The 25,147-nt window shown below is 55.5% G+C and carries 26 protein-coding genes; 9 read left to right on the forward strand and 17 right to left on the reverse strand.

From position 1 onward, the window contains the following. Window positions 1-248 precede the first annotated feature (248 nt). Both NTX59_07395 and prfB read right to left on the reverse strand, forming a co-directional pair. A complete protein-coding gene (locus NTX59_07395; GenBank protein ID MCX5785497.1) occupies window positions 249-1,067 on the reverse strand; it encodes a TatD family hydrolase in 819 nt (272 codons plus the stop codon). Window positions 1,068-1,133: 66 nt separating this feature from the next. Next, window positions 1,134-2,246, reverse strand: a complete 1,113-nt coding sequence (gene prfB / locus NTX59_07400; GenBank protein ID MCX5785498.1) for a peptide chain release factor 2 — start codon at window positions 2,244-2,246, stop codon at window positions 1,134-1,136. 172 nt (window positions 2,247-2,418) lie between these two features. On the opposite strand from prfB, the gene NTX59_07405 reads away from it, so the two are divergent. The 9 genes from NTX59_07405 to aroA all read left to right on the forward strand — a co-directional run bounded on the left by NTX59_07405 (window position 2,419) and on the right by aroA (window position 9,786). Beyond that, window positions 2,419-3,513 (forward strand): chorismate mutase, encoded by a 1,095-nt coding sequence (locus NTX59_07405; protein MCX5785499.1) that lies wholly within the window; start codon window positions 2,419-2,421, stop codon window positions 3,511-3,513. An 84-nt stretch (window positions 3,514-3,597) separates the two neighbouring features. Further along, window positions 3,598-4,440, forward strand: coding sequence for a hypothetical protein (locus NTX59_07410; GenBank protein MCX5785500.1), 843 nt, complete (start codon window positions 3,598-3,600; stop codon window positions 4,438-4,440). Window positions 4,441-4,488: 48 nt separating this feature from the next. Beyond that, a complete protein-coding gene (locus tag NTX59_07415) occupies window positions 4,489-5,514 on the forward strand; it encodes a chorismate synthase (GenBank protein ID MCX5785501.1) in 1,026 nt (341 codons plus the stop codon). Continuing rightward, window positions 5,475-6,041, forward strand: a complete 567-nt coding sequence (locus NTX59_07420; GenBank protein MCX5785502.1) for a hypothetical protein — start codon at window positions 5,475-5,477, stop codon at window positions 6,039-6,041. Before NTX59_07415 ends, NTX59_07420 begins: the two co-directional genes overlap by 40 nt. Before the next feature lie 38 nt (window positions 6,042-6,079). Continuing rightward, window positions 6,080-6,412, forward strand: coding sequence for a phage holin family protein (locus NTX59_07425; protein MCX5785503.1), 333 nt, complete (start codon window positions 6,080-6,082; stop codon window positions 6,410-6,412). Window positions 6,413-6,496: 84 nt separating this feature from the next. Further along, on the forward strand, window positions 6,497-6,829 hold the full coding sequence (locus tag NTX59_07430) for a DUF4404 family protein (GenBank protein ID MCX5785504.1): 333 nt from the start codon (window positions 6,497-6,499) through the stop codon (window positions 6,827-6,829). Window positions 6,830-6,868: 39 nt separating this feature from the next. Then, window positions 6,869-7,984 carry a 3-dehydroquinate synthase gene (locus NTX59_07435; protein ID MCX5785505.1) on the forward strand — a complete coding sequence of 372 codons (1,116 nt, stop codon included), beginning with the start codon at window positions 6,869-6,871 and terminating at the stop codon, window positions 7,982-7,984. A gap of 112 nt (window positions 7,985-8,096) precedes the next feature. Then, on the forward strand, window positions 8,097-8,549 hold the full coding sequence (locus NTX59_07440) for a 3-dehydroquinate dehydratase (protein MCX5785506.1): 453 nt from the start codon (window positions 8,097-8,099) through the stop codon (window positions 8,547-8,549). Further along, window positions 8,530-9,786, forward strand: coding sequence for a 3-phosphoshikimate 1-carboxyvinyltransferase (aroA, locus tag NTX59_07445; protein MCX5785507.1), 1,257 nt, complete (start codon window positions 8,530-8,532; stop codon window positions 9,784-9,786). Before NTX59_07440 ends, aroA begins: the two co-directional genes overlap by 20 nt. 94 nt (window positions 9,787-9,880) lie before the next feature. On the opposite strand, the gene NTX59_07450 is transcribed toward aroA, so the two are convergent. The 15 genes from NTX59_07450 to NTX59_07520 all read right to left on the reverse strand — a co-directional run bounded on the left by NTX59_07450 (window position 9,881) and on the right by NTX59_07520 (window position 25,129). Continuing rightward, window positions 9,881-10,291 carry a VOC family protein gene (locus tag NTX59_07450; GenBank protein MCX5785508.1) on the reverse strand — a complete coding sequence of 137 codons (411 nt, stop codon included), beginning with the start codon at window positions 10,289-10,291 and terminating at the stop codon, window positions 9,881-9,883. A gap of 17 nt (window positions 10,292-10,308) precedes the next feature. Next, window positions 10,309-10,989 carry an ion channel gene (locus NTX59_07455; GenBank protein ID MCX5785509.1) on the reverse strand — a complete coding sequence of 227 codons (681 nt, stop codon included), beginning with the start codon at window positions 10,987-10,989 and terminating at the stop codon, window positions 10,309-10,311. Window positions 10,990-11,061: 72 nt separating this feature from the next. After that, window positions 11,062-12,615: an SUMF1/EgtB/PvdO family nonheme iron enzyme gene (locus NTX59_07460; GenBank protein ID MCX5785510.1), complete on the reverse strand. Its 1,554-nt coding sequence runs from the start codon at window positions 12,613-12,615 to the stop codon at window positions 11,062-11,064. Window positions 12,616-12,644: 29 nt separating this feature from the next. Next, window positions 12,645-14,138, reverse strand: a complete 1,494-nt coding sequence (locus tag NTX59_07465; GenBank protein MCX5785511.1) for an outer membrane beta-barrel protein — start codon at window positions 14,136-14,138, stop codon at window positions 12,645-12,647. A gap of 22 nt (window positions 14,139-14,160) precedes the next feature. Further along, on the reverse strand, window positions 14,161-15,693 hold the full coding sequence (locus tag NTX59_07470) for an SUMF1/EgtB/PvdO family nonheme iron enzyme (GenBank protein ID MCX5785512.1): 1,533 nt from the start codon (window positions 15,691-15,693) through the stop codon (window positions 14,161-14,163). A 12-nt stretch (window positions 15,694-15,705) separates the two neighbouring features. Next, window positions 15,706-16,848 carry a hypothetical protein gene (locus tag NTX59_07475; GenBank protein ID MCX5785513.1) on the reverse strand — a complete coding sequence of 381 codons (1,143 nt, stop codon included), beginning with the start codon at window positions 16,846-16,848 and terminating at the stop codon, window positions 15,706-15,708. A gap of 1 nt (window position 16,849) precedes the next feature. Next, window positions 16,850-18,262, reverse strand: a complete 1,413-nt coding sequence (locus NTX59_07480) for an MFS transporter (GenBank protein ID MCX5785514.1) — start codon at window positions 18,260-18,262, stop codon at window positions 16,850-16,852. Beyond that, the gene (locus NTX59_07485) at window positions 18,259-20,271 is read right to left on the reverse strand and encodes a DUF1566 domain-containing protein (protein MCX5785515.1); all 2,013 of its coding nucleotides are present in this window, start codon (window positions 20,269-20,271) and stop codon (window positions 18,259-18,261) included. Before NTX59_07485 ends, NTX59_07480 begins: the two co-directional genes overlap by 4 nt. 247 nt (window positions 20,272-20,518) lie before the next feature. Further along, on the reverse strand, window positions 20,519-22,171 hold the full coding sequence (locus tag NTX59_07490) for a thiamine pyrophosphate-binding protein (GenBank protein MCX5785516.1): 1,653 nt from the start codon (window positions 22,169-22,171) through the stop codon (window positions 20,519-20,521). 95 nt (window positions 22,172-22,266) lie between these two features. Further along, entirely contained in the window at window positions 22,267-22,491 is a 225-nt protein-coding gene (locus NTX59_07495; GenBank protein MCX5785517.1) for a tautomerase family protein, read from the reverse strand. 80 nt (window positions 22,492-22,571) lie between these two features. Further along, window positions 22,572-23,360, reverse strand: a complete 789-nt coding sequence (locus NTX59_07500; protein MCX5785518.1) for a DJ-1/PfpI family protein — start codon at window positions 23,358-23,360, stop codon at window positions 22,572-22,574. A 42-nt stretch (window positions 23,361-23,402) separates the two neighbouring features. Beyond that, the gene (locus NTX59_07505; GenBank protein ID MCX5785519.1) at window positions 23,403-23,732 is read right to left on the reverse strand and encodes a cupin domain-containing protein; all 330 of its coding nucleotides are present in this window, start codon (window positions 23,730-23,732) and stop codon (window positions 23,403-23,405) included. Window positions 23,733-23,756: 24 nt separating this feature from the next. Then, window positions 23,757-24,329, reverse strand: a complete 573-nt coding sequence (locus NTX59_07510) for a DJ-1/PfpI family protein (protein MCX5785520.1) — start codon at window positions 24,327-24,329, stop codon at window positions 23,757-23,759. 17 nt (window positions 24,330-24,346) lie between these two features. Beyond that, window positions 24,347-24,751, reverse strand: a complete 405-nt coding sequence (locus tag NTX59_07515) for an ATP-binding protein (protein ID MCX5785521.1) — start codon at window positions 24,749-24,751, stop codon at window positions 24,347-24,349. A gap of 57 nt (window positions 24,752-24,808) precedes the next feature. Further along, entirely contained in the window at window positions 24,809-25,129 is a 321-nt protein-coding gene (locus NTX59_07520) for an STAS domain-containing protein (protein ID MCX5785522.1), read from the reverse strand. Between the last annotated feature and the right edge of the window lie 18 nt (window positions 25,130-25,147).

The following is a 25,147-nucleotide window of genomic DNA, read 5'->3' on the forward strand; positions in this document are numbered from 1 at the left end:
GGCCTCGGGTTTTGAAATCGAGAGATATTCGTTCAAGCCCTCGTATTCCGGTTTGCCGTAATCGGCGGGTTTAAGCGCCATGGTCTGCAGATAGGAGCCGGTGGCGCCGTCAAAAATAATTATTTTTTCTTTAAGCAGGTTTTTCATAAGACTCCGGTAACACACAAGTAGCCAGAAGTCAGAATTCAGGAGTCAGAAGTAAGAAATCGCAGCCCATTCTGAATTCTGACTTCTGGATTCTGTCTACCTTAGTAGTCACAAATTCTGAATATCTCCATGGCATTTGCTGTGGTGACATCGGCGGCCCGTGATGGCGTTACGCCCAGATACGCGGCGACAGCGCCGGCAATTTCCGGTATATACGAAGGATCGTTCCTTTTGCCGCGGGCGCTCTGCGGCGGCAGATACGGACAATCGGTTTCAAAAACTATGTTTTCAAGGCCCGTTTTTTTAACTATCGCCCGCAGCTCGTCATTTTTTTTGTAGGTGAAAGTGCCGTTCACTCCGAGCGCAAGCCCCATATCGAGCGCCGCCCGCGCGTCTTCCCAGCCGCCGGAAAAACAGTGCAGTATGCCGCGAAATTTCCTGCCTTTGGGCGCATAATTCCATTTGTTTTTAAGCAGGGCGGCCAGATCGGCGTAAGCATTGTCTTTTTTAGCGTCCTTGCCGCTGCGTGCGTGGAACACCGCAACAAGGCCCAGCCTGTTCGACAGGCTTATCATCGCCTCAAACAGAAGGTTCTGCTGTTCTTTTTTCGCGGCGTCCCAGTAATAATCCAGGCCTATCTCCCCCAGGCCTTTTGAAACGCTTTTTTTAAGGTATCGCTCAAGCGTCGCCAGGTTTTCCGGGCAAAGCTCTTCACAATAACCCGGGTGTATGCCGAAACAGGCGTAAATTTTGCCCGCATATTTGGAGCATAAAACAGAGGCAGGTTCCCATTCTTTAGCCCCGCAGGCTATTTCCACCAGCTTTGAAACGCCGCTTTTAAAGCTTTTTTCAATAACGGCATCGCGGTCCCCGTTAAAAGCCTCGTCGTTCAAATGGCAGTGTGTCTCAATAAAATCCATCACTACATTTAATCATTTCAGCGGCCGCCGAAGGAACAGTGTTATAGAAAAAGGACCCGGGGAAATTTAGCTCTTTCTGCCGGCGGCTGACCAGGAGAGGTAGGACTGCATGAACGGGTCCAGGTCACCGTCCATAACGTTCTGTATCTGGGAAGTTTCGTGATCGGTGCGCAGATCTTTCACCATCTGATATGGCATGAACACATAAGAGCGTATCTGGTGGCCCCAGCCTATGTCGCCCTTGGCGTCGTAGTGGCGCTCCATCTCGGAGCGTTTCTTGTCCATTTCAACTTCGTAAAGCTTGGCCTTCAGCATCTTCATGGCCGTTTCGCGGTTCTGGTGCTGGCTGCGCTCTATCTGGCACTGCACGACTATGCCCGACGGTATATGCGTAATGCGCACCGCCGTTTCAACCTTGTTCACGTTCTGGCCGCCCGCCCCGCCGGAGCGGTAGGTGTCGGTATGCAGGTCTTTTTCATCTATCTTTATTTCTATTTCCTCTTCGATGTCGGCCAGCACGTCCACCGAGGCGAACGAGGTGTGGCGGCGCTTATTGGCGTCAAAAGGCGAGATGCGCACCAGGCGATGCACGCCAATTTCGCTCCTGAGGTAGCCGTAGGCGTACTTGCCGTTTATAAACGCGGTAACGCTTTTTATGCCGGCTTCCTCGCCCTGCAGTATATCCGTGATAGCGAAAGGAAAGCCTTTTCTCTGCGCCCAGCGCGTGTACATCCGCAACAGCATCTGCGCCCAGTCGCAGGCCTCGGTGCCGCCGGCGCCCGAGTGTATGCTTATAATAGCACCCGCTTTGTCGTGAGGGCCCGAGAGTTTCAGTTCAAAATCAAAAGCGCTCAGTTTTTGCTCGGCCGCAGCGAGCGCCTCCATTATGAACGGCAGCTCGCTCACACCGCCGCTTTCTCTGGCAAGCTCCAGGTGCGCCCGGCAATCTCCCAGCTCGCGTCCCAGTTTATCCACCAGTTCAACGCCCTTTTTTAAATCGTTTAGCTCCTTCAGGTGCGACTGGGCTTTCTCCGTCTTATCCCAGAAGCCGGCTTCAAGGGAACCGGCCTCTTTCTCTTTAAGCTCCGTTTTTTTGGTTTCCAGGCCGAAAAGCGCGGACGAAGCCGAGAGCGCCGTCTCAAGCTGTTCCAGTTTATTTTCCGCGTCTTTAAATTCCAGTGTTCCCCGGCCATAAGAGTATTTTACAATAGTTAGGAACCGCGGAAGGAGCCAGAAGTCAGGATTCAGTAGTCAGAATGCCAAATTCTGGATTCTGACTTCTGAATTCTATCTACTTAGCAACTCCATAGTTTTAGTACCCCCTCCCCCCATAATTTAATAGAATTATGAAATGCGCAGCGAACTGCAAAGAAAAAGGTACAATATAGATGTTATAGACGAAAAAATTTGCCGCCTGCTGGCCAGACGTTTTGTAGTGGTGCTTTCGCTGAAAGACCTTAAAAAAACAATAATTGACCGCGCCCGCGAAAAAGTGGTGCTGGCTAACGCGCAAAAAAACTCCGGCATAGTGGTAAGCGGACTGAAAACGGAAAAAATGGCCGACGCGGTGGCGCTGATAGAAAACCTGCCGGATGTAAGCAGGGTGGAGCTTAGCATGGATGAACTCTGCCCGCTGGCGACGCGGCTAAAAGGCCGCCAGCTGCCTGAGCAGCCGCTTGATTTTGTAAAAAACCCGTTTATTTTCATAGCCGGGCCATGCGCCGTTGAAAACGAAAAAATTTACCTGGCCTCGGCTCTCGCGCTTAAAAAAGCGGGGGCGCACGCGCTCAGGGCCGCTCTTTTCAAGCCGCGTTCTTTGCCCTACGCTTTTCAGGGAATAGGCTTTTCGGGCCTTCCAATACTTGCGAAAGCCAAAAAACTTACCGGCCTGCCGCTGGTGACGGAAGCCACCGACACCCGCCAGGTCGAGCAGCTTTCCGCCGCCGTGGACGTTCTGCAGATAGGCGCGCGCAATATGCGCAATTATGAACTGCTCAAAGAAATAGGCCGCAGCGGAAAGCCCGCCCTCCTAAAACGCGCGATGCGCGCCAGCCTGAGGGAATGGCTGATGTCGGCGGAATACCTGCTTAAATTCGGCTGCAAAACCCTGATACTCTGCGAAAGAGGCGACACGACTTTTTCCAGCGACAAGGCCGGCCTTGACCTGGAACTGCTGCGCCAGGCCAAAGCCGCCTCAGGCCTGCCGGTGCTAGCCGACCCGAGTCACTCTTCAAAAGACCGGATCTTGGCGGAGCGCTTCGCGCTTGAAGCCGCCGGGGCCGGCGCCGACGGTCTTTTAATAGAGGCCAGCGTCTCCCCCGAAACCGCCCTGGTGGACGGCAAGCAGACCATCAGCCTGCCCGTTTTCAGCGCGCTGGTAAAGAAAATAACGAAAATACATAACGACTCAAGTAGACAGAAGCCAGAATTCAGGAGCCAGAATTAAGATTCCAAAGAAGAGAACTGTTCCACAATTCTGAATTCTGACTACTGACTCCTGTCTACTTAAGTAGTACTCAAAACACTCCAAATGCTTAAAACCGGCCTGATAGGCTATCCGCTTAAAAACTCCCTCTCGCCTGAAATTTTTAAAATATTCTCGGACCTTACCGGCATCAGGATCACCTATACCCTCAAAGAAACACACGAAAAAGACCTGGCGGCCGCTTTAAAGCGGCTGCGTTCCGCCGGCTGGACAGGGGTAAATGTAACCCTGCCTTTGAAAGAAGCCGTAACCGGTTTTTTAACCGCTTCAGACCAGGCGGTTTTCAGCGTGAAAGCCGCCAACACGCTGAAATTTCACAAGAACGGAATTGTGGGGATCAACACCGACGCGCGGGCGCTCGCCGACGCTTTCCGCGAAAAAAAAATTAAGGTAAAAGGCAAAACCGCCGTTGTGTGGGGCGCCGGCGGAGCGGCAAAAGCCGCCCTCTGGTTTCTGGCGGAGAATAAAGCGGCGGAAATAAGCCTGCATAACCGCGACACTGAAAAAGCGCGCGCCCTTGCTGTTATCTTTTCCGGGCTTTTTCCGAAGATCAAATTTAAGGTCCGCAGCTTCCGTGAAAGGTCCGAAAAAACCGATATTTTTATAAACGCCACACCGGTAGGGATGTACGAGCCCGGACGGCTGAACGCCGCTTTTAACCGGAAGTCCGCTTATTGTGACCTGGCTTACCTGGGCGGCGAAACCGGGTTCCTCCGTTCGGCGCGCGAAGCAGGAGCCAAAACGCTAATAGACGGCAAGGAAATACTGGTTTATCAGGCCGCGCGCTCGCTTGAATTCTGGACTGATAAACATATCGCGGAAATTGTAGAATTGAAAAGGGAAACGATAAGAAAATTAAAAATTCAAGATTCCGGATTCAAGATTTAAGATTCAGGTTGGCTATTCGCTATTCGCTGCTTTAACAGGAGCCTCTAAATGTTGAGATACCTTACCGCGGGAGAGTCGCACGGAAAATATCTGGCCGGTATTCTGGAAGGATTTCCGGCCGGCGTGCGGGTTACAAAGCAATATATAGCCGCTCAATTGAAACGCAGGCGCCAGGCGCCGGGCAGAAGCGCGCGTCAGGCGGTTGAAACCGACTCCTTTGAAATAATTTCCGGCATCACCGGGAATGTAACCACCGGCGCGCCCATAACCGCGCTGATAAAAAATATCAAGGTCCTGGGCGAATTGCCTTTTTCAAGCGTTCCAAGGCCGGGGCACGCCGATCTGGCGGGAATGCTTAAATACGACACTTTAAACGCCGCCCTTATACGCGAACGCGCCAGCGCCCGCGAAACCGCGGCCCGGGTGGCTTTGGGCTCTTTCGCCCTGCGTCTTAATGAACTTCTGGGTATTTACATAAACTCAAGGGTTGTGGCTTTAGGCGGAATGAATGCAATTACAGCTGAAAGCGCCGCGGAGGAAATCAAACAGGCGCGCGCTGCGGGCGACACTCTGGGAGGAGTTTTTGAGATAACGGCCGAGAATCTGCCGGCGGGCCTTGGCAATTTTAACCAGTGGGACGCGAAGCTAAGCGCGCATCTGGCCGCGGCTCTTATGAGCATAAACGGTGTTAAGGGCTTTGAGCTGGGCGGCGGTTTTGCGCTTGCGGCTATAAGCGGGCGCGAAGCCGCCAAAAACCCCGAACTTTCAGGCGGGCTGGACGGCGGAGTGACGAATGGCCGGGTTCTGGTAATGCGCTGCGCGGTAAAACCCGTGCCGGGGCTGGCGGCTGGGGCGCCTTCAATGGACCTGAAAACTTTTAAAAATACCCGCGCCGTTTCAAAAACCTCCGACACCACGGCTGTATTCGCCGCGGCTGTTATAGCGGAGCACGCGGCCGCGCTGGCGCTCGCCGGTGCCTTGCTCGAGAAATTCGGCGGCGACACTTTTGAGGAAATAAAACAGCGGGTGGACCTATGGCGGACAAAAACCGGAAAAATACTCAGACATCTGTAAACATTTATCTTACCGGCTTCATGTGCGCCGGCAAAACTTCTACCGGCAAAGCCCTGGCGCGGCTGCTTAAACGCAAATTCGCGGATTCGGACCGGCTGGTTGAAAAACAAGCCGGAATTAAAATAGCTGAACTGGTGGATACTAAGGGGCTGAGAGCGTTCAGAAAACTTGAAGCCGGGGCCGTGCGCGCACTGGCCGGAAAACGCGGGCTCGCGGCGGCTTTGGGCGGCGGAATTTACCCCTCGCGCAGATGGGCGGGGTTACTAAAAAGTACCGGCGTGACGGTTTACCTGCACTGTGCCTGGCCGGAGCTTGAAAAAAGGCTTAAGATCGCGCGGGACCTGAGGCCGCGGCTTAGCGGCCATTGGGAGCAGGCGCGCAAGCGCGCCAATAAACTTTACTCAAAAAGGCTGCCGTTCTACCGGCTGGCAGATCTGGAAATAAACGCCGGCAGGCTCACCCCGGCCCAAACGGCGGCTCTTATAGCCCGGAAGCTGAATATTAGAAAGCTGCGCCTGCTTTTATAAAGTTAGAGGGCAGGCCGGGAAATTGATATTATAGGGTTATGAAAATAATTGTCCATTTGATTTTAAGCACGGTGGCGGTTTTTGTCACCGCCAAAATTCTGCCGGGCGTAACGCTGGACGGCTTTGTAACCGCGCTGGTGGTGGCGGTGGTTTTGGGCGCGGTAAATACTGTGCTGCGGCCTATACTTATAATCCTTACCCTGCCTATAAACATACTGACACTGGGGCTGTTCACTTTCGTTATCATCGGCGGGATGGTGCAGCTGGTCAGCTGGCTGGTGCCGGGCTTCCACGTGGCGAACTTCTGGTGGGCGCTGGTGTTTGCCCTGGTATTGTGGATAATCAATGCCTTTCTTTCCAGACTTAAATAGTGATGCTGGTTCAAGTCTTCATGATTGAAAAGTCGGAAACCCAAGGATTAAAAATAAATATTTGAATTATAAAGCGGGAGGCTTATGATAAAAGAGACATTGTCGAAGGTAGAGGCGGCTATAGCCAAGATCCAGGCGGTCGATGGGAAGGAGAAGGCCAGGCTGGTCTCCCTTCTTAATCAGCTTAAGGCCGAGCTCGCGGCGCTGCCCGAGTCCAGGATGGATGACGCGCGCAGCGTGGCCCATTTTACCGAAACCGCCGCCCACGAAGTTACCAGGGTAAACAGGAGCGCGGAACTTAAAGATCTTTCCATCTCCGGCATGGGGCTTTCTGTAAAAAGCTTTGAAGTCTCCCACCCGCGGCTGGTGGAGATAACCAACGAACTCTGCATGATGCTGGCCCGCATGGGGATATGATCAGGGCGTAACGGAACACAGCCGCACACACGGCAGACTATGGAAGAAAGAATAAAAACTGAAATACTCGCTTTGAATATCAAAGATGAAAAAACCGTCAAAACGGTTTTTGCGCGGGGGATCGAAGATCTGCCGGGTATTTTCAGCGGGCTTTTTGACGAAGCGGACAGGGTCTGCGTGGTAACGGAGGCGCTTGCCGGGGAAAAAATCAAAAAAAATCTGGAACGCCTGCTTGGCCCGGGGCGCGAACAATTTTTTTATTACGGCCTCGCCGCCAGGGACGGAGGAAAAACGATAGCCGAGCTTGAAAAGTTGTGCCTTTTCCTGCTCCAGAACAATTTTTCGCGCAAATCGCTTATAATAGCGGTCGGGGGCGGCTCGGTTACGGACCTGGCCGGGTTTGCCGCCTCGATTTACATGAGGGGAATAAACTGGGTAAGCGTTCCCACCACTTTTCTGGGCCAGATAGACGCGGGCCTTGGCGGTAAAACCGCCGTTAATTTCGGCGGCGTAAAAAACGTACTCGGCTCTTTTCATCAGCCGGGCCTGACCGTCTGCGACACCGCATTTCTGGATTCCCTGCCGCGGAAGGAATTGCTCTCCGGCGCCGGGGAACTCTTAAAATACGCCTTTATAGGCGAGCCCCCACTGCGCGAAACCGTGCTCACGAACCTGGATGCCGCCCTCAAAGGCGACCGGCGCGCCCTTTTTAAATGCGTCAAAGCCTGCGCCGAATTCAAGATGTTCGTTGTTTCAAAGGACGAAAAGGACGAAGACGGCCGGCGCGAGATATTGAATTTCGGCCACACGGCCGCGCACGCTTTTGAAGCGCTTTCAAAAGGCGAACTGCCCCACGGGGAAGCCGTGGCGCACGGCCTGCGTTTTGCGCTGATAGTTTCAAAAGAAACAGGCCTGCTGCCGGAAAAAGAATTTAATAAATTAAACTCCCTGATAAGCGGGATCGGCCTTCCCCACCCGTGCAGGGCGTGCGGAAATTTTCAACAATTCCTCGCGCTTGTTTCAAAAGACAAAAAAGCGCGCGGGCTGGCCAACCGTTTTCTGCTGATAAAAGCCCCCGGCCTTATAGAAGCGGTGGAAAACATAAAGCCGGTCATATTGAAGATCGCCTTGGAAAGAACACTAAGGCTAAAATGATTTAAGATTCAAGATTCCGGATTCAAGATTGGGGGCTGGAGGGGTAAATTTTAAATTTTGAATCTTAAATCTGGAATCTTGAAGCCGGAATCTTAAACTGGAGCTGATTTTTATGAACATACTGGTCATACACGGCCCGAATTTACATTTGCTTGGAAAGCGTGAACCCGGAGTTTACGGGAAAACCACGCTCAAAACCCTGAACGCGCTGATAAAAAAACACGCCACCGCGCGCGGGGCTAAAGTCCGCTGTTTCCAAAGCAACTGCGAAGGCGCCATTATCGACCTGCTGACGGCTAACGCCGCCTGGGCCGATATGCTGGTGATAAACCCGGCCGCTTACACCCATTACAGCTACGCCATCCGCGACGCGATAAAGGCCCTGGCCTTGAGCGCGGTAGAGGTTCATTTGAGCGACATTTCAAAGCGCGAGCCGTTCCGTAAAATATCTGTTATAAAACCCGTCTGCATTAAGCAGCTAACCGGTTTTGGTTCCGGTTCCTATCTCAAAGCCATAGACTTCTGCCTGGCCTCGGCGGGGAAAAATGGAAAAAAACCCGGATAAAACCTATACCCCTCCGCCTGATAAATCCATAACCATACGCGCGCTGCTTTTAGGCGCGATAGCGGAAGGCCGCGTTAACATTAAAAACCCGCTATTGTGTGAAGACACCTCCGCGACCCTAAGCTGCCTCAAAACTCTCGGGGTAAAGTTCCATATTTCAAAAAAACAGATAACTGTGGAAGGCCGCGGCCTTAAGGGCCTCACCCCCCCGATGCGCCCGCTTAACGCCGGAGAGTCCGGCGCCACAATGCGGCTTATGGCAGGCCTGCTGGCCGGGCAGGGTTTCGATTCGGTAATTACCGGACGCGACTCGCTTTTAAAAAGGCCGATGGCGCGCGTAACGGAGCCGCTTTCGGCCATGGGGGCCGGAATAAGTTCCCGCGGCGGCCGGCCGCCGCTAAAAATAACAGGCTCTCCTCTTGCCGGGACCCGCCTTATACTTTCCGCGCCAAGCGCGCAGGTAAAATCGGCGGCGTTGATCGCGGGACTTTACGCCGCGGGCCGCACCTCGGTGACGGAACGCTTTAAAACCCGCGACCACACGGAAAGGCTGCTTAAGCACTTTGGCGCCAAAATAAAAGTGATCGGCCTTAAAACGATTTTAAAGCCGGGGCCTCTTAAAGCCGGCCGCATCAAGATCCCCGGCGACATTTCCTCGGCCGCGCCTTTCCTGGCGGCGGCCTGCCTGCTGAAAGGGTCAAAACATATAATCAAGGACACCGGCCTCAATCCCGGACGGCTGGGTTTTATACAGGCGCTCAGCGCCATGGGGGCCAATATAGGTTTGACCGTTAAAACCTCAAACCCCGAGCCGGCGGGGGACATATTCATCTGGGGCTCCGCACTGAAAGGAATCCGCATAAAACCAGCGCGGATACCGGCCATGATAGACGAAATACCGCTGCTGGCGCTGGTGGCAACCCAGGCCGAAGGAACCACGGTATTGCCGGGACTGGGCGAACTTAGATTTAAGGAATCCGACAGAGTGCAAAGTACCCTGGCCCTTTTAAAGGCATTCGGGCTTAAAGCCGAGATAAAAAAAGACGCCCTTACTATCAGGGGACCGCAGAAGATTATTGGCGGAAAACCGGTCGACACCTTCAATGACCACCGCATAGCTATGGCGGCGGCGGTCGGAAGCCTGCTGGCTGAAAAACCCGTAAAGATCAAGAACGCCGGCTGCGTAAAAAAATCATATCCGGCTTTTTTTTCCGATTTTAAAAAAGTTTTTTTATAACCCAAAAAATTCGCCTTTAACTGATTTTTTCAGGTTAATGCTGTGCCTGCGTTTTCAGGTTTTCTGTCAGGTTATCTTTGCGGAACCGTTCAAATCAGCATTCATCCACATATCCCTGGTTCAGTTCAACTATATTCCCCTCCGGATCGGCTACCCAGCACACTTTCATACCCGGTATCAAACCGCCCATGTCCACAGGGCCCTTGGTTATTTTTACGGCGTTCCCCAATTCTTTCAGCTTCGCGTCAAGGTCAGCGACCAGAAAACAGATATGCTTCCAGCCCGGATAGTCGGGGCCCGCCCCTTTTGCCGGAGGAACGGGAGATTTTTCAGCCGCCTTGAAAAGCTCAAGATAAAAATTGCCCGATTTTATCATCACCACCTGGCCGGGGCCCGGCGCGTAAACCCGCGCCCTTTTGAACCCGAAATAGCGGGTGTAAAACTTTTCGACGCGTTCCGGGTCCGCGCAGGTAAGCCCGATGTGGGAAAACGCGGCTTTTTCCATATTAGTTCCTCCGGCCTTCACTCATCCTCGCCGGACCTCGCAGTGAAATAATTAACGAAGAGCAGGATAAAAAGCACGAAAATGGCCAGTTGCGCTATGACCAGGAACTGCCCGAAAGCGGTTACAGGGTAAAGATCTCCGTACCCCAGAGTGGCACCCGTCACGAAACTGTAATAGACCGCCGAAAGAGGAGACAAGGCCTTATTTAACGCTTCGTATTTCATATGGAACACGGAAAAGTCCAGAGTAACTTCGAAATAGTTCAAAAGAATCAGGATCATGGAGCGGTTGAACGTCAGGAGCGCGGAATAGACGTCGGAAAGAAAAATAAGGCCCAGGACGCTGAAAACAGTTTCAGTGAGAAAGTAAACGACGAGGATAAGCGCGGGCTTACTGATGTATAAGCCCGTAGTAAGCAGCAGAACGGGGAAAAACAACTTGAAAAGCGCGTAACACTCCATCGACAATTTCCGCGCCGTGGTTGTGCGCCCCGCCAATGTCCGGATCAGGAGTGTGGGATAGAAGAACTGCACCAGACACAAAAACAGCCGGAACACGCGCTCCAGACCGCACGAAGGAGTTTTCTCGTCGTTCCACAGCTGTTTTATATCGAGGAGCTGCTGCTGGTAAGTCCCATAGGCCGACGCATGGAAAACCGTTTTAGGGCCGACGAATATTTTCTTGAAGGTTTCGAGCATGTTCTGGTTTTATAAATCCCCCGGAGAGGATCCGCACCCTCTCCGGGGGAATGACCGTATAGACCACGTTCTTCAGAACCCGATCCGGATACTGCCGTTTTCGCGGCGGCCGACATGGCCGTCGGCTCCGGCCTGCCGCCGTGCCATACAGAGATAGATGCAGCCCGGGCTGACCCACACACCTCCGCGCGCGCCTATGCCCTGGGCGTCCCTGGCGGGCCACGTGGGAACATTGGCATAGCCGTCGGCATCCAGCTCTCCGTCGCCGTAGACCCGCGTGAACGCGCGGCCTTTGGGATGGCCCAGGGTCACAAAAACGTCCCAGGCGTTGCCCGACAGTTCCATGGCCCCGTAAAACCCGGCGCCGTCGTTCTCACGCTGCGGCACGCCTTCGTGCCGCGTCCGGGCGAACAGCCCGGCGCTGACCGCGCCCACAAAGCCCTCATGCTTCAGTTTGGTCTGCTTGCCGCGGTGCATAGGCCCGATGCCCCCGTCGTAGCAGGCGTTGACTACGCCCGTCGCAGGCAGCTTAGTTTCCTCGCCGCCGCCGTCCACTCCCGCAAACCCCTCCACGCGGCCGATGCGGGTGGTCCCCCAGGCGTATTCGTAGGGGATCGGCGCGGCCGTGCCGCGGCAGGTCTTCTCGTATTCCATCTCGGTCAGGGGGCGAAGGCCGGCCCAGGCGGCATAAGCGGCCTGATCGGCCCATTCTATGAAGTTAACCGTGCGGGCTGGCGCGCTGGTGATGAAGATCACAGGCTTGTCCGTCCCGTTCCCTGACGCCGGGCAGACGATTTCGTTCCTGAGACGTTCCTGCGGGGTGTTGGTCATCACATAAACGTTCGCCACGGCGTCGCCGCTGATGTCGGAGGCTACGCGGGCCTGCTGCTGTTTGCGGGTCAGCAGGTTCAGGAATTCAATGTAATGCCGGCTGTCCATCCCGTATTTCATTATCCAGAAGGCGTTGTAGCCTTTGGGGAACTCCGCCGGGATGGTGAACGGAACTTCGTCCCGGCTGTTCTTTCCCACCTGGGGCGGATAGCCTATGCCGGAATAGAGGCAGCCCTCCTTGGCATCCACCAGGATGGCGTCTTCGGACTTCACATAGTAGGCGCCCGCATTATAGAAAGTGTAGAAACAATTGACCGGACCGTCCGGCCCGTCGGGGTCCCCGAGGTAGAAGGGAGCCTTGGGAACGTGCACCATCTCCAGGCCCGCCACGTGCACCTGGAAGTTCTCAAGGTCTTTCGTCGACAGGCCGGCCGCGGCCAGGTCCCAGGCCAGGGTGACCTTTTCAGCAATGGCGTCCCCTTGTCCCCGGGTACGGAAGATAAAAAAACCTTTCTTCGCGGGCGGGACCCAAAGCCCCATCTCCGCGCTTGTCCCGCCGGAGCCTTTTGAAAAGCCCTCCGGGGACTGGTCGGTGTAATTGAACTCGGCCTTGCTGGCCGATTTAAGCGTAACATGCTTCCAGGGACCGCTGCCTGCGCGGTATTTTGCGAACAGCCAAACCCCGTCGCAGTTCACGTCGTTCTTCCATGCTCCGGGCCAGGAAACGTCGCAAACGATCTTCCCGTCCCCCTTCTGCAAGGAAACATTTTTAATTTCCAGCCATTTGAGTTTCATTCAGACCTCCCTAGTTTATTATTGAACTGTCAGAAATTGTAACCCAGATCGAAGTGAATACTCTGCAACTTTGTCTTAAACTCTTCACTGTCTCCGTTGTAAGGGGGTTTTGTATGCCCCGACTTGGTGACATCATAGACGAGTTCGCCGAAGACATGCCGCGAGAGTCTGGACCCTATGCCGAGCGCCGTGTAAAGCCCGTTCTTGATATCCGCCGCCGAAACCCCGGCCATGACCGCCTCGTTGTTGTATTTATTATATTTGAACTTGTTGTAGGAATAGCCGATCCGTCCGACGAGATACGGCTCCAGATCGGAGTCGGGTTTGAAGCAGTAACGCAGCGCCGCATACGGCACCGTATTCGTAAAATCCTCAATGCGGATCTGAGTGTACCCGCCGGTCGCGGTGGTCTGCACTTTCTCATACGTATGTTTTAAGTTATGCATGACGCCGATGCCCACATCGAAGCGCCGGAATACGGGATGCAGATATTCCAGCGACACCGAGCCCGACAGGTCTTCCACCGGACGGCTGACTACATTCTGAACGGAACGGGCCACCTGGCCGTACTGGTTAATAACGGTCGCGTTAATATGCGTCAATTGGGACGTCATGGGAAGATTTTTGTTCAACCCGATCTTCAGGTTGAATCCGTTGCGCCAATTTCTTTCCCGTTCGCCGCCGCCGGCCGCGCTATCGGAATTCTCCAAGGGCCCGAAGCTGTAGCCCAGATTGAACTGCACCCGGCTGTAATTAAGCTGATGCGTTTCAATGACCTGGAACGACTCGTTTACGGTAGCAGCCTGCGGGACGTTGTAATACGTGTAGCTGGTCGGATAGAAAGCCCTGAACCGCATACTGGTGTAGCTGTACAGGGCCTGGATGAAATATCGGTCCTTGAACCGGAGGCCCATTCCTATACCATAATACGGGCTGGCCGCCAGGTCCCTGACGTCTGAAGTGCGGGTAACGTTGTCCCCGGCCGCTTCGACGGGAGGCCCGGTCAGCGGCATGGGTCCTTCCTCATACAGGGTCATCGAATAGGAACCCATCCGGTTGAAAGAATATCCCCAGCGCCCGAATATAAAAGGCTTGGCGGAGGAGGCGGTTTTAAAATGATAGCCTAATGTGAAGTAGACGGGTATGTTCGAGAGGTCTTTGTAGACTTCTTCCTGCGCCGAAATGCGCCGCTTCAGCATGTTATTGCCGTAAATACGCTGGAGCGTGCCCGGGGAATTATATTCGACGCCCGGGCCCAGCACAAATCCGCCCCCCGCCGGCCAAAGGTATTCTGCGCCCAGGGAATAGCCGAGGTGCTTTACAGGGTCAAAGTCCTGTGTTTGAATGGACCCTTCATTCCCCTCCCGGTTGTGAACGCCGTCTATACGGCTGTCGGACTCCGCGACGTGGGTCAGTCCGCCGGTAATACTAAGTCCCTCTAGCAAAGACCTGTTCTCGCCGGCAGACACGGCTCCGCTGACGGACAGTAAAGCCGCCGCGGCGAATAATATTTTGTTTTTCATAAGTGCTCCTCCCTGAAAGGCATCAGAACCCCAGCCGGCAGCCGCTCTTAGTGCCGCGGACCGGCCTTGGGAAATTAGCCACCTCGCGGATGGCCAGCGTAAGGTATCTGGGGTCGCTTTCCCACGTCGCGCCGCGCATGCCCGCGCCCGTGGCAGTGCGGTCCGGCCAGCTTTTTACGTCGGCATAGCCGTCCGCGTCCAGCGAGCCGTCCCCGTGCTCTCCTGTGTAAAGCCGTCCCTTGGGATTTCCGACGGTAACGATGGGCTCCCAAAGATTGCCGGACATTTCCATGATGCCGTAGAACGTGGCGCCGTCGTTCTCACGCGAGGGTACGCCCGCGTGCCGCGTCCGGGAAAAAAGGCCGTTGCTCACCGGCCCTTCGAATCCCGGATTTTTGGGTTCCTTCCATTCCGCCTTGTGGTACGGAGCGATGCCGCCCTCATAGGCGCAGTTGACAACGCCCGTCACCGGAATTTTGGTTTCCGCGCCGCTGCCGTCGGCGCCGGCGAAGGCGTCCACGCGCCCGATCCTGGTGCTGCCCCAGGCGTACTCTCCGGCGACCGGCTGGGCCGTTCCCCGGCAGGCTTTTTCAAATTCCAGTTCCGTGATCGGCCGCAAAGCCGCCCAGGCGCCGTAGGCCGCGACGTCCACCCAGGAAAGACAATTGCACGCCCGCTCCGGCGCGGACGTATAAAATTTCACCGGCACGTCGGTCCCGTTGCCGGTGCGCGGGCACACTATGGGCTGTCTTTGCGTTTCGGCTTTTGTGCCGGACATTACGTAATAATTTTCTATCCGGTCGCCGCTGATATCCGAAGTCACGCGGGCCTGCTGCTGCCGGCGGGTCAGAGTGTTGAGAAAATCCGCGTAGTTGCGCGTGTTCAGCCCGTATTTCATGCACCAGAAAGACTTGAACCCCTTTGGGAACGCCCCGGGGATAACGAAGGGGGTTTCGTCCCGGCTGCTCTCTGGCCTCGGCGGAACCCTGTTGCAATAGAGGCAGCCTTCCCGCGCGTCCATGGTTATCTCATTTTCGGAAGCGACGAGATAGGCTCCATTATCCGGATAGGTGTAAAAGCAGTTGTCGGGGCCTTTGGGGCCCTGCGGATCGCCCAGGTAAAATTTTCCCTCCGGCACATGGACCATTTCAAGGCCGAAGAGACGGATCTCCGTTTCCTTTAAATCACTTTCTTTCACCCCGTCTTTCCGGTAATCCCAGGCGAAAACCGCGTTTTCCAGGCGGACGGGACCCCGGCCCCGCGTCCGGAAAACAAAAAAACCTTTTTTGGATCCAGGCACCCAAAGCCCCGCCTCCGCCGCTGAGCCCGCGGAAAACCCCGCCGGGGACCGGTCCGTGCCGTCGAACTCTACGGCGCTGGCCGCGCCAAGTGTCACATGGCGCCAGTTGCCGTCCTTAACGCGGAACTTCGCGAAGGCCCACACGCCGTCGCAATTGACGTCGTTTTTCCAAACGCCTTCCCAGGAAAGGCCGAAACGGATGTCCGCCGCACCGCCGGCGTTCGCAGCTCCCAATACCGCCCGATCAATTTTCATTGGTCCCCCCAATCAGATCACGACTACAACCACGAAGTAGGTGCATACGCGGTCCTTGGAATAATGAATATTTGTGTTAGGGTCTTTATAAGACGCCCCGAGGTAGCGCACAAAAGGAAATACTATCGTCAGATTTTCATGCATCTTGAAGCTGTATTTCAGGTCCACTACCGGGTAGCGATAGAAAACATTGCGCGCGGCGTTCCTGTCAAGATAGGTGGAGTACTTCATATCCAGCATCAACTGGCCCTTTCCCAGTCCAAAGGCAGGAACAAAGCGAAGGAACATTGTCCGGTTGTCCTGCGCGTTCGGGTCCGCAGAGCCCCGCGGATAGCCGGTATCGCAGGAGCTGAAGCCCGTTCCCAGCGAGATATTGAACCTCGGCGAATAAACATAAGAACTGGTGAAACCATAGGTCGCCCGGGGCGGCAGCCCGCTCACTGAATAGCGCAAGGCCGCCAGAGGCGTGAACTGGAAAGCTCCCCTTGAAACAGGAAAAGAGACTATAGTGTCCACCTGGTCGTTGTCGGGAACGACAACATCCGGCACTCCCGTCTGGCTGACGACTTTCCTCCCGGTCCCGTTCTGGAATTTTGAAACGGTAACACCGCCTTTTATCTTTGTCGCGCCGGAATGAACAGGGAACTGTACGTTCACCCCTTCAATGTTGCCCATGGTCGCCTTCCAGAATGAGCTCCAGGAGGTTTGTTGGGGAGTAAAATGCGCCTGCAGGGGTTCCATGTTGCGGTCTACGGGCAGAAGCCCCACGTTGAACTTCAAAGAGGGATGCGAGGGGGCGTTGAAACTGGCATAAGCATGCTGAAAAGCCACCACCTCGGAACCGGAGGAGCCGGTGCCCTCCACCATGAGCGCGTTCCACTTGGCGGCGGACATGTTGCTGAGGCGGGCGGAAAAGGAAAGGTCGTCGTTGATCTTCGCGTCGGCGTCCAGCCAGTACATGTTAAAAACGACGTTCTTTCGCAGTGTCGTTTTTTTCATGACGCCGGTGGTTTTATTGTTGCGGACTTCGGCGCTGCTGTCGTAATCCCACAGGAACAGGCCCCCGCCGCCCCATTTGATATCCGCGGACCGGGCTTCGCATCGGAATACCATTATGACCAATCCCGCCGCAATTAAAATTTTGAGTCTGGCCATTCTACGCTTTCCCCCCGTTCACGGCGGGTCCCGCAGCTACGGCAGGGCCGCCTTTCGGCTTCGACATAAAAAGACCGACGATCGCGGCCGCAAAAAGTCCGGCGGCCACCGTCATGAACGTCGTCACGCCGGGGTCCCGCCCGGGAAAGAGCGCCGTCACCTTCAGGGCGAGCGGCGAAAGGAATTGCCCGAGGAAAATACCGCCGCCGACAACGGCCATCCCCAGTGCCCGCGATTGCGGCTCCACCGTTTTCTGGACCGTGAGAAATAGCGCCGGCACCAGCACGCCCGAGCTGAAACCGATCAGGGGGACGCTTGCAAAAACCATCCACAGCGACGTGGACCGTCCCAGAATATAAAAACCGAGTCCCATCAGTGCGATGCAAAAGGGATAGGCTAACCTTCCCATCCGCCGGGACAATAACGGCAGCAGCAGGCCCGACAGAACTCCGCCCAGCGTCATGACCGAGAGCGCATAGCCGGCGATGGCCGGGCGGCCCAGCCTTTCCGCGAGGATGACCAGGCGTTTGTCTTCCTTCTGCACCAGGTATTCCCGGGCGGCGTCGCGGATCTTCCATTTTTTCCCGGGTTCCTCTGCCGATAACAAGACGGGCTCCTTAAGAGTTATTCCGCTGTCCCGGAACGCCGCCAGGGTAATATCCGAAACTGTCCCGGTTTCCAAATGCTGGCGGAGGTCTTCCGCGTTCTTGAACAGCGGCTTTTGGGAGTAAAAGAGGGTCCTTTGGCTTTCTATGAAGAGCGCCAGGTTGGTGGGCAGGGCGTAGAACGCGATCATCATCAGAAGGCCGTACAGGGAACAGCGGAACACCGAGCCGTTCAAACGCGCCGGACCGGCTGACGCCTGCGCCCGGGGTTCCGGAAGCCACAGGAAGGTCATGACCATAGTGACCAGGGACAGCGCGTACACCCCGAACGACAGGCGCCAGCTTATGCAGGCCAGCCAGCCGGAAACGGATAAAAAGGCCACGCCACCGATATTGTTGACCGCTCCCGAAAGCCCCATCATTTTGGTGCGGGCCTCCCCCTCGAAGAAATCGGCGATCAGCGTGGTGGAAAGGGGCATGATCAAACCGATGCCTATGCCCAGAATGGCGCGTATGACCAGCAATTGCGGAATGGTCCGGGCGAACCCGCCGCCGACGCCGGCCACGCAATAAATAGCCAGTCCCCAGAAAAGGATGGACTTTTTACTTACGCGGATAGCCAGCCAGCCGGACAAAAGGGCGAACGGGGTGATCAGCAGGGAAGGCATGGTAAGTATCAGCTTGATCAGCGTTTTGTCCGCGCCCGGGAACGCCTGCGCTATCTTGGCAAGTGCCGGGGAAATGGCGGCCGAGGCCATGATGGTAAGAAGGGAAACGGACAAAATGCTGAGGGTCAATCGGCGGTTCATATTTGTTTTTTTACGCTGCGGACGGGGCGGAAAGGGTAGCGGCCGGCCTTCCTGTCCGCGTAATAGCCGTCATACCCGAACTGAAAATTAACGCCCCAGCCGAACGTCCCCCCGTAGACGGAAGAAGACTGGTAGAACCCGAGCGGGCTCGTCTTAACGCCGGGGAAAAGATCCTTGTGGAACCACGCGCCGTCCTTATAGGCGGGGTTGATAAGGGTGGCTATCTCCTTCATGTTCGGCAGCCGCCAGTCGGCGTGCCCCGCGAGTGAAAGCGTTTCGCAGTATTTCAGGGCCTCTTCCACCGTCAGTTCAGGGGACTCGTCCTTTTTCCACATAAACCCGGTGTTGAAGTCCGTCACAGTGCCGTCCCCGTTATCCTTCAAAGCGAACCGCGAGGTATCTCCGAAAGCCCTGCAATATCCCCCGCGGACGGCCCGCGCGCGGTAGCTGTTGACCTTGGGATAGCTGATGGCGCAGCCATACCCGAAATAGATCCCCCAGTTCAACTTGGGATCGAACCCGTTGGTATCTTTGGCCCAATAGAATTCCGCCGCGCAGTCCGGGAAGAACCCGCCGTTCACCGCGGGAGAGGCGCCGCCATAATCCACTATACTACGCAGCTCTTCGCGGTTGGGCAGGCGCCAGTCGTAAAAACCGCCGTAACCCTTACGGTTCATTTCGGCGATAAATTTTTCATCGGCATCCACCCGGCTGTAGCGGTCGTCCTTGTAATTAAAATCTCCCGGGACCGTCGATTTCGCTTCCCACACAAGCCCCGTGTTCTCGTCGCGCACCATCCGCAGCCCGTCCTCCCACCGCGCTTCTCCGGGCAGCGGCCTTTCACCTTCGCCAAGCTTGCAAAACGACATGGGCGCGGTAACGAAGCTGCCGTCCTGGCCGTAGAACCGGGACCCCTTTGAGCCGGCGGGGATGGAATTCCCGTCATCGTCGAAGAATGAGCGCTGGCCCGTTTCCGGGAACCTGAATTCCGGGCTTTTCAAGCGGGCCGGGGCCGCGCTGCGCACCGCGCGGAACAGCAGCGGGGCGTTCTTGCCGGCGTAATAACCGTCGTAGCCGAAACAGAAATTAGTCACCCAGACGTAATAATTTTCATGCGGCGTTGAAGAAAAATAATGCAGCAGGGGCGGCTTGAGCCCGGCCGCGGGAAAAACATTCTTATAATACCACCAGCCGTCCGCGTAGTCGAGGTTCAGGATGGTGTTGAGCTCCTTGATATTGGGAAGCCGCCAGTCGGTGTGCCCGGCCAGGGTCATGGTCTGGCATTTCTTCATGGCGGCGTACCAGCCCATGCGCTCGTTCTCGCCTTTCTGCCACATGAGCCCCGTGAGAGGGTCGGTTACAGTTCCGTCGCCGTTGTCCTTGAACCGTGAGGCATCCGCCGGGCCGAAAGCCCCTGAGGCGCCGCCCCTTACCGCCCGCACGTGGCGGGCCATCTTTTTGCCGTGGACGATGGCGCTTCCGAGGCCGAAAACGATCCCCCAGGCAAGCGTGGGATGCATTTTGTATTCCGCATTCGTCCAATAAAAGTCCGACCTGCAATAGGGGAAATATACGGGGTCGACGGCGGGCCCGGAACGGCCGTAATCCACTATGGACCTTAACTCATCCTTGAAAGGAACCCGCCAATCGTCAAAGCCGCCGTATTTCTGGCGGTTAAGTTTTGCCGCGTATACGTCCCGGGCTTCCTGCCAGGTGTAACGGTCGTCGGCGTAGTTCACGTCTCCCGCCCGGGGGGATTTGACTTCCCACACAAGCCCGGTATTATTATCCTTAACCATCCGCAGACCGTCTTCCCACGAAGCGCCCGCGGCGATTTCCTCTCCCTGCGCCCCGAGTTTTGAGAATGACAGGGGGTTCGCCTGAAAGCAGCCGTTCTGGCCGTAGAACGGCTCTCCGGGCCGGGGGATCTCTATCTCCCGGGACGCATCGTCGAAACACCGGAGCACTCCCGTGTCCGGCAGCCTGAAATCTGAAGCGCCTTTCGTCATAACATCCTCCGCAAATTAATCCGAATTCCTCAGTCGAAGAATTCCCCCTCGCAGTGCTCGGGGACCGCTTCGCGGTGGATACAATGCGTGCGCAGGTGCCGCATCAAGCACTGTGTGCATCAAGCGGCCGCCCTCGTGAATTTCCTCGCATAGCGCTGGAAATTCACGACCCGCTTCTGCGGGGAATCCTGCATTTTTTTATCCGCCGATTTTCCAATAAAAACCGGCTTTAACTGCAGGATTCGGGTTAAACTTTGGCGAGACTGAACGGCGGAAACACGTCCGGATCGACGGCCACGTCGATCAGCGCAGGCCGGTTCGACGCCAGAGCCTTTTGAAAAACGCCGTCGAATTCTTCCAGTTTTTCCACCCGGTACCCGTCCGCCCCGCAGGCCTGCGCGTATTTCACATAGTCCGGATTTTTGAACTGCATGAACGCCTCTTCGCCAAAAAGGTTCAGCAGGAACTTCCTGATCACGTTGAACTCCCCGTTTTTAAAAATGATCCAGATGACGGGGATGTCGTTCTGCACCGCCGTCAGCAGCTCGAACCCGGCCATTAGATAGGCCCCGTCGCCGCAGCCGCAGACTACGGTCTTGTCGGGATTGGCGCACTTCACTCCGATAGCGCCGTTCACGTGGCTGGCCATGGGCCCGAAACTGCCGGGGTTCTGGTAACGCTGGTTTTTAGTCAGATGCAGATAGCAGTTCAGCCAAAGCATGTGGGACCCGGCGTCGCCCATAACAATGGCGTTTTCGGGCAGATTTTTCGAGAGGGCCTGCACGAGCCGGCCGGGATGAATTGCCTTCCCGTCTGAGGGAAGCGCCTTGTCCCAATATTTATCCTTTTCGACCGCTGCGGGCTCCACCGATTTCACTTTCAATGATAAGGCGTCCTGCAAGGCGACGATGGCCGGCCTGACGTCGCTGACCAGGGCATGGTCCGCCGGGTAGACTTTGCCGATTTCATGGGGATCTATATTGATATGCATGAGCGTCTTGCCGTTCATGAGGTCTTTTTTAAAAGAATAGGTCGCGTTTTCGGCGAAAGAGTTCCCCACGGCCAGAATTAACTTGGCCTGCTCAAAATATTTCTTCGCGCCGGGATCCCCCGAAGTGCCGAGCACGCCCAGAGAAAGAGCGTGGTCCTCCGGCACAATGCCTTTGGCGTCCATGGTCGTTACGAACGGTATCTGGAACGTTTCAAGGAAATGAAGAATTTCTTTCTCGGCGTGGCTCCGGATGCAGCCGTAACCTATCCAGGCCATCACCGGCTCTTTTTTGGCCATGGCCTGCGCCAGGTCTTCAGCCATTTTCCGGATCTTTTCCGGATCGGGCCGCACCGGCTTGATGTTCAGGCGGATAGGCCTGAAATTGGGCACGGGAGCGATGGTGATGTCCTTGGGCACGTGGATATGCACCGGGCCGGGACGTCCGTCATAGGCGAGGTTGATGGCTTCTTCAAGTATATCGCAGGTGTCTTCCGCTTTTTCGATGATAAAAGATTTTTTGGTGGTGAGGGAGAACATTTTGTGGGAATCCGGTGTTCTGCTTAAACCCGACGACTCGTTCAAGGCCCCCTTGCCTTTGATGCCCGCCGACACGTAGCCGGTGATGCCCAGAACGGGTAAGGAATCCGAATAAGCCACCGCCATGCCGGAGAACAGGTTGAACGCCCCGGGCCCGCCGGTGGAGAAGCATACGCCGAGTTTGTCGGAGAACATGGCGTAGCCGCACGCCATGAACGAAGCCGCCTGCTCGTTCCGGATGATGACGGTCTTGATCTTGCCGGATTTTTTCAAGGCCAGAAGCATACTGCCGTTGACCTGCCCCGAACCGCCGTACACATGGTCCACCCCGATGGATTCCAGAGTTTTTACAATAGCTTCGTTGACATCCATGATAGGTCCTCCGTTTACGGCAATTGTACAGACGGCTTGGCCGGTTCTATGGCGTAAAAGTATGAATGTGCGACCGTGTTATGACTTACTCCGGGTCAGTCTTTTTTCTGGTTAAATTTGCCTATGGCCGCCTTGGGCGGTCTTTTGGAAAAAAGCACCCCGTCGGCGGCCGCGCAATCAAGCGCATAGCCGTCGAAGAAAATATATATTCTGTCCTTGGGCACTTTGGTTATTTCAGAAAAGATAGCGCCGAACTTGTCGGCCACGATCTCTTTTTGTTCGTCTGTCAATTCCAGGCTCTGGACGGTGATAGCCGGCATTTTATACCCCTTTTCTCCGCGGCGCTGCGCGCGGTACGCCTTTGCTGCGGCGTACCGCGCGCGGCTGTCGCTAAGCGATTCTACTTCGCCGCCAGAACTCCCGCCAGAACTTCGACGATCTTTTCTCCGTAGGCGATCGAGGATTCCACGGAAGTCCCTGTGACAAAGGGCCAGTCGAAGGCCACTTCCGGGTTTGCCCGGTTGGCGCTTTCCCTGGAGATGCACTGCCCTTTCGGGCCCACCGCGTCGCGCACGATGTGCTCTATAGGCCAAAGGAAGCCGGGGGTATGCACGTCGGTCCCTTTGTTGTCGGGGGTGACGCCGTAGAGATCGTAGGTAAAATCGAAATCCGGGCCGTAGAAATCCCAGGCGGCGGGATGGGCCGTGATCTTTTTACCGTATATGATGCTCTTTGTTTTGTCCTTCGGGTCGCGGCAGAAGGCCAGCGTGGTCACCGCGTAGCAGAGGGCGCCTATAAGCTTGTTGGATTTGTAAGCGTCCAGGATAAGCTTGTGCACGTTGTAGTTGTTGCACATGTCGATCATGGCGCCCAGGCCGCCCGTCAGTACGATGGCGTCATAGTCCTTCATGTTCGCGTCCTTGAACTTGATGGAGTGCGCCCATTCGTCCCCATCCGTCAGCTCTTTGATGCGTTTGCAGACTTCCGGCGGGTTGGTCTTGGCGTTGATGATCGGATCCACAAAATCCGGATTCATGCTGACCGCTAAGGGAAGGGGCTTTTTGCCCAGGGGCGTGGCCAAGGTCACCTGATGCCCCGCTTTCTTAATGATGTCCCAGGGCGCCTGCAATTCCTCGCCCCATGTGCCGTAGTTCGTGGCTAGTATAAGCACTTTTTTACTGTTGCTCATGATTTTTTCTCCTTATTATTCTTAATATGACCGAAATCTGTTCTATTTCCTCCAGGGCATGTCTATTTTAATGGGATTAAAAATGTCGATCGCTTCCGTTTCCCCGATGGCGGTAAAAGAGTGCGGCACGCCGGAGGGCAGGAAATAGGCGTCTCCCGCTTCCAGCACGGTGGTTTCATTTCCGACGAGCATATTGAAACCGCCTTTGATCACGTATCCGAACTGTTCCTCCGGATGCTGGTGAAGCGTGACCACGCTCTTATCCGCCATATTCCAGTGCAGCACATTCATCCTGTCTCCGTGGCCGAGTTCCTGGACGATCACGCCTTTTCCCAGGTCCTTCTTCGCTATTTTCTTATGGTAGCAGAACATAGTTTCATCCTCCCGCGCGGCGCGTTATCCGCCCCGCTTGGCAATTTCCCCGATAATAGTTCTGGCAAAGGGCGCGAACAGCCCTCCCGTCCGGGCCGTCACCAGGTCGCCGTCCACCACTATGTCCTGGTCCACATACTGGGCGCCGGTGTTGCGGACGCTGCCTATGACGTTGTTGTGGCAGGTGACCTTGCGTCCCCGTATCGCGTCCGGAATAGGGTCGAAGATCCATAACGCATGGCAGATCAGCCCTTTTAAAATATTTTTCTCCGCCATGGCCCGCCGCATGAACTGAACGGCGGGGGCCAGATCGCCCGGTTTCTCGGCGTAACGCAGCATGTCCGCCACCATGCCCGCGGGCACGATGATAGCCGAATAAGCGCGGAGGGCCGCGTCGTCCATTGTTTCGAAGCTCTTGTCTACCGTCATCTGCATTCCGAGTTCCAGCCCCTTGAACGTCAGGCGCGGCTGGCCCCAAAGACGCGTCAGGAACTCCGTTTCGATCCCCTCCTCCCTGAACCGGTGGGAATAATAGACTATTTCCTGGTCGATGAACCTGTTCTCAAGCAAAATCCCTATTTTTTTCGCGGGCAGCATAAAAGCATCTCCGTATGTTATTTGTTTTTTATCAGGGTCAAAACGTTGCATCCGCCGTCTCTGCGGTATTTCACGTCGCTCATTAGCTTGCGTATCATAAAAATGCCCAGCCCGCCGATCTTCCGCTGTTCCATGGGCAGCGTTGTGTCGGGCGCCGGCAGCGACAGCGGGTCGAACGGTATGCCGGAATCTTTTATCTCTATCCTTATAGCCCCGCCCCCGGCCGTATCGCAGCTTACCTCCACCGTTCCCTCCGCGCCGGGATAGGCGTAGTTGATCACGTTTATCAGCGCTTCTTCGGAAGCAAGCCGTATCTGGCCGACGGCTTCCTTGTTAAAGCCCTGTTTTTCCGCGAAACCGGCGGTAAAACCCGTCATCTTTTCCAGATTTGCCAATATCGCGGGCGCTTCTATTTTTACCATAAATAAGGGACTCCTTCCCTAATCCCTATACGCTATACGCTCGCCTCTCATGTGGTGCTATTCATTAAAGACCGGCTGTATAGCCATAAAATTATCAAGCCCGCTCATTTTGATGACATTGACCACCGCCTCCTGCCCGCCGATAAAATACACCTTTGAGTCAACGCCTATCTTCTGCTTCGCGAAGATAATGACCCGGAGGCCCGCGCTTGAAATGTATTCCAGGTCGCCCGCGAAAAACACCAGTTTCGCTATTTTCTGCCCGATCAGTTTCTTCAGCTCTTCCTGCAAACCGGGGGCGCTTGTGGCGTCCAGCCTGCCGGAAAGCACGATCTTTGCACATCCGTCCGCGCATGTTACTGAAATATTTTCCGCCATTGTTTTCCTCCTGCTCCG

This window comes from Elusimicrobiota bacterium (genome assembly GCA_026388155.1).
GTDB lineage: Bacteria > Elusimicrobiota > Elusimicrobia > Elusimicrobiales > UBA9959 > UBA9634.

Excerpts from the sequence above, each read along its gene's own strand:
- NTX59_07425 (MCX5785503.1), top strand. The coding sequence starts at position 6,080 with ATGAAAATAATTGTCCATTTGATTTTAAGCACGGTGGCGGTTTTTGTC.
- NTX59_07510 (MCX5785520.1), bottom strand. The coding sequence starts at position 24,329 with ATGCTGCCCGCGAAAAAAATAGGGATTTTGCTTGAGAACAGGTTCATC.
- NTX59_07515 (MCX5785521.1), bottom strand. The coding sequence starts at position 24,751 with ATGGTAAAAATAGAAGCGCCCGCGATATTGGCAAATCTGGAAAAGATG.
- NTX59_07405 (MCX5785499.1), top strand. The coding sequence starts at position 2,419 with ATGCGCAGCGAACTGCAAAGAAAAAGGTACAATATAGATGTTATAGAC.
- NTX59_07520 (MCX5785522.1), bottom strand. The coding sequence starts at position 25,129 with ATGGCGGAAAATATTTCAGTAACATGCGCGGACGGATGTGCAAAGATC.
- NTX59_07460 (MCX5785510.1), bottom strand. The coding sequence starts at position 12,615 with ATGAAACTCAAATGGCTGGAAATTAAAAATGTTTCCTTGCAGAAGGGG.
- NTX59_07450 (MCX5785508.1), bottom strand. The coding sequence starts at position 10,291 with ATGGAAAAAGCCGCGTTTTCCCACATCGGGCTTACCTGCGCGGACCCG.
- NTX59_07485 (MCX5785515.1), bottom strand. The coding sequence starts at position 20,271 with ATGACGAAAGGCGCTTCAGATTTCAGGCTGCCGGACACGGGAGTGCTC.
- NTX59_07495 (MCX5785517.1), bottom strand. The coding sequence starts at position 22,491 with ATGCCGGCTATCACCGTCCAGAGCCTGGAATTGACAGACGAACAAAAA.
- NTX59_07430 (MCX5785504.1), top strand. The coding sequence starts at position 6,497 with ATGATAAAAGAGACATTGTCGAAGGTAGAGGCGGCTATAGCCAAGATC.
- NTX59_07465 (MCX5785511.1), bottom strand. The coding sequence starts at position 14,138 with ATGAAAAACAAAATATTATTCGCCGCGGCGGCTTTACTGTCCGTCAGC.
- NTX59_07415 (MCX5785501.1), top strand. The coding sequence starts at position 4,489 with ATGTTGAGATACCTTACCGCGGGAGAGTCGCACGGAAAATATCTGGCC.
- NTX59_07500 (MCX5785518.1), bottom strand. The coding sequence starts at position 23,360 with ATGAGCAACAGTAAAAAAGTGCTTATACTAGCCACGAACTACGGCACA.
- aroA (MCX5785507.1), top strand. The coding sequence starts at position 8,530 with ATGGAAAAAAACCCGGATAAAACCTATACCCCTCCGCCTGATAAATCC.
- NTX59_07475 (MCX5785513.1), bottom strand. The coding sequence starts at position 16,848 with ATGGCCAGACTCAAAATTTTAATTGCGGCGGGATTGGTCATAATGGTA.
- NTX59_07470 (MCX5785512.1), bottom strand. The coding sequence starts at position 15,693 with ATGAAAATTGATCGGGCGGTATTGGGAGCTGCGAACGCCGGCGGTGCG.
- NTX59_07440 (MCX5785506.1), top strand. The coding sequence starts at position 8,097 with ATGAACATACTGGTCATACACGGCCCGAATTTACATTTGCTTGGAAAG.
- NTX59_07395 (MCX5785497.1), bottom strand. The coding sequence starts at position 1,067 with ATGGATTTTATTGAGACACACTGCCATTTGAACGACGAGGCTTTTAAC.
- NTX59_07435 (MCX5785505.1), top strand. The coding sequence starts at position 6,869 with ATGGAAGAAAGAATAAAAACTGAAATACTCGCTTTGAATATCAAAGAT.
- NTX59_07480 (MCX5785514.1), bottom strand. The coding sequence starts at position 18,262 with ATGAACCGCCGATTGACCCTCAGCATTTTGTCCGTTTCCCTTCTTACC.
- NTX59_07490 (MCX5785516.1), bottom strand. The coding sequence starts at position 22,171 with ATGGATGTCAACGAAGCTATTGTAAAAACTCTGGAATCCATCGGGGTG.
- NTX59_07420 (MCX5785502.1), top strand. The coding sequence starts at position 5,475 with ATGGCGGACAAAAACCGGAAAAATACTCAGACATCTGTAAACATTTAT.
- NTX59_07505 (MCX5785519.1), bottom strand. The coding sequence starts at position 23,732 with ATGTTCTGCTACCATAAGAAAATAGCGAAGAAGGACCTGGGAAAAGGC.
- NTX59_07410 (MCX5785500.1), top strand. The coding sequence starts at position 3,598 with ATGCTTAAAACCGGCCTGATAGGCTATCCGCTTAAAAACTCCCTCTCG.
- NTX59_07455 (MCX5785509.1), bottom strand. The coding sequence starts at position 10,989 with ATGCTCGAAACCTTCAAGAAAATATTCGTCGGCCCTAAAACGGTTTTC.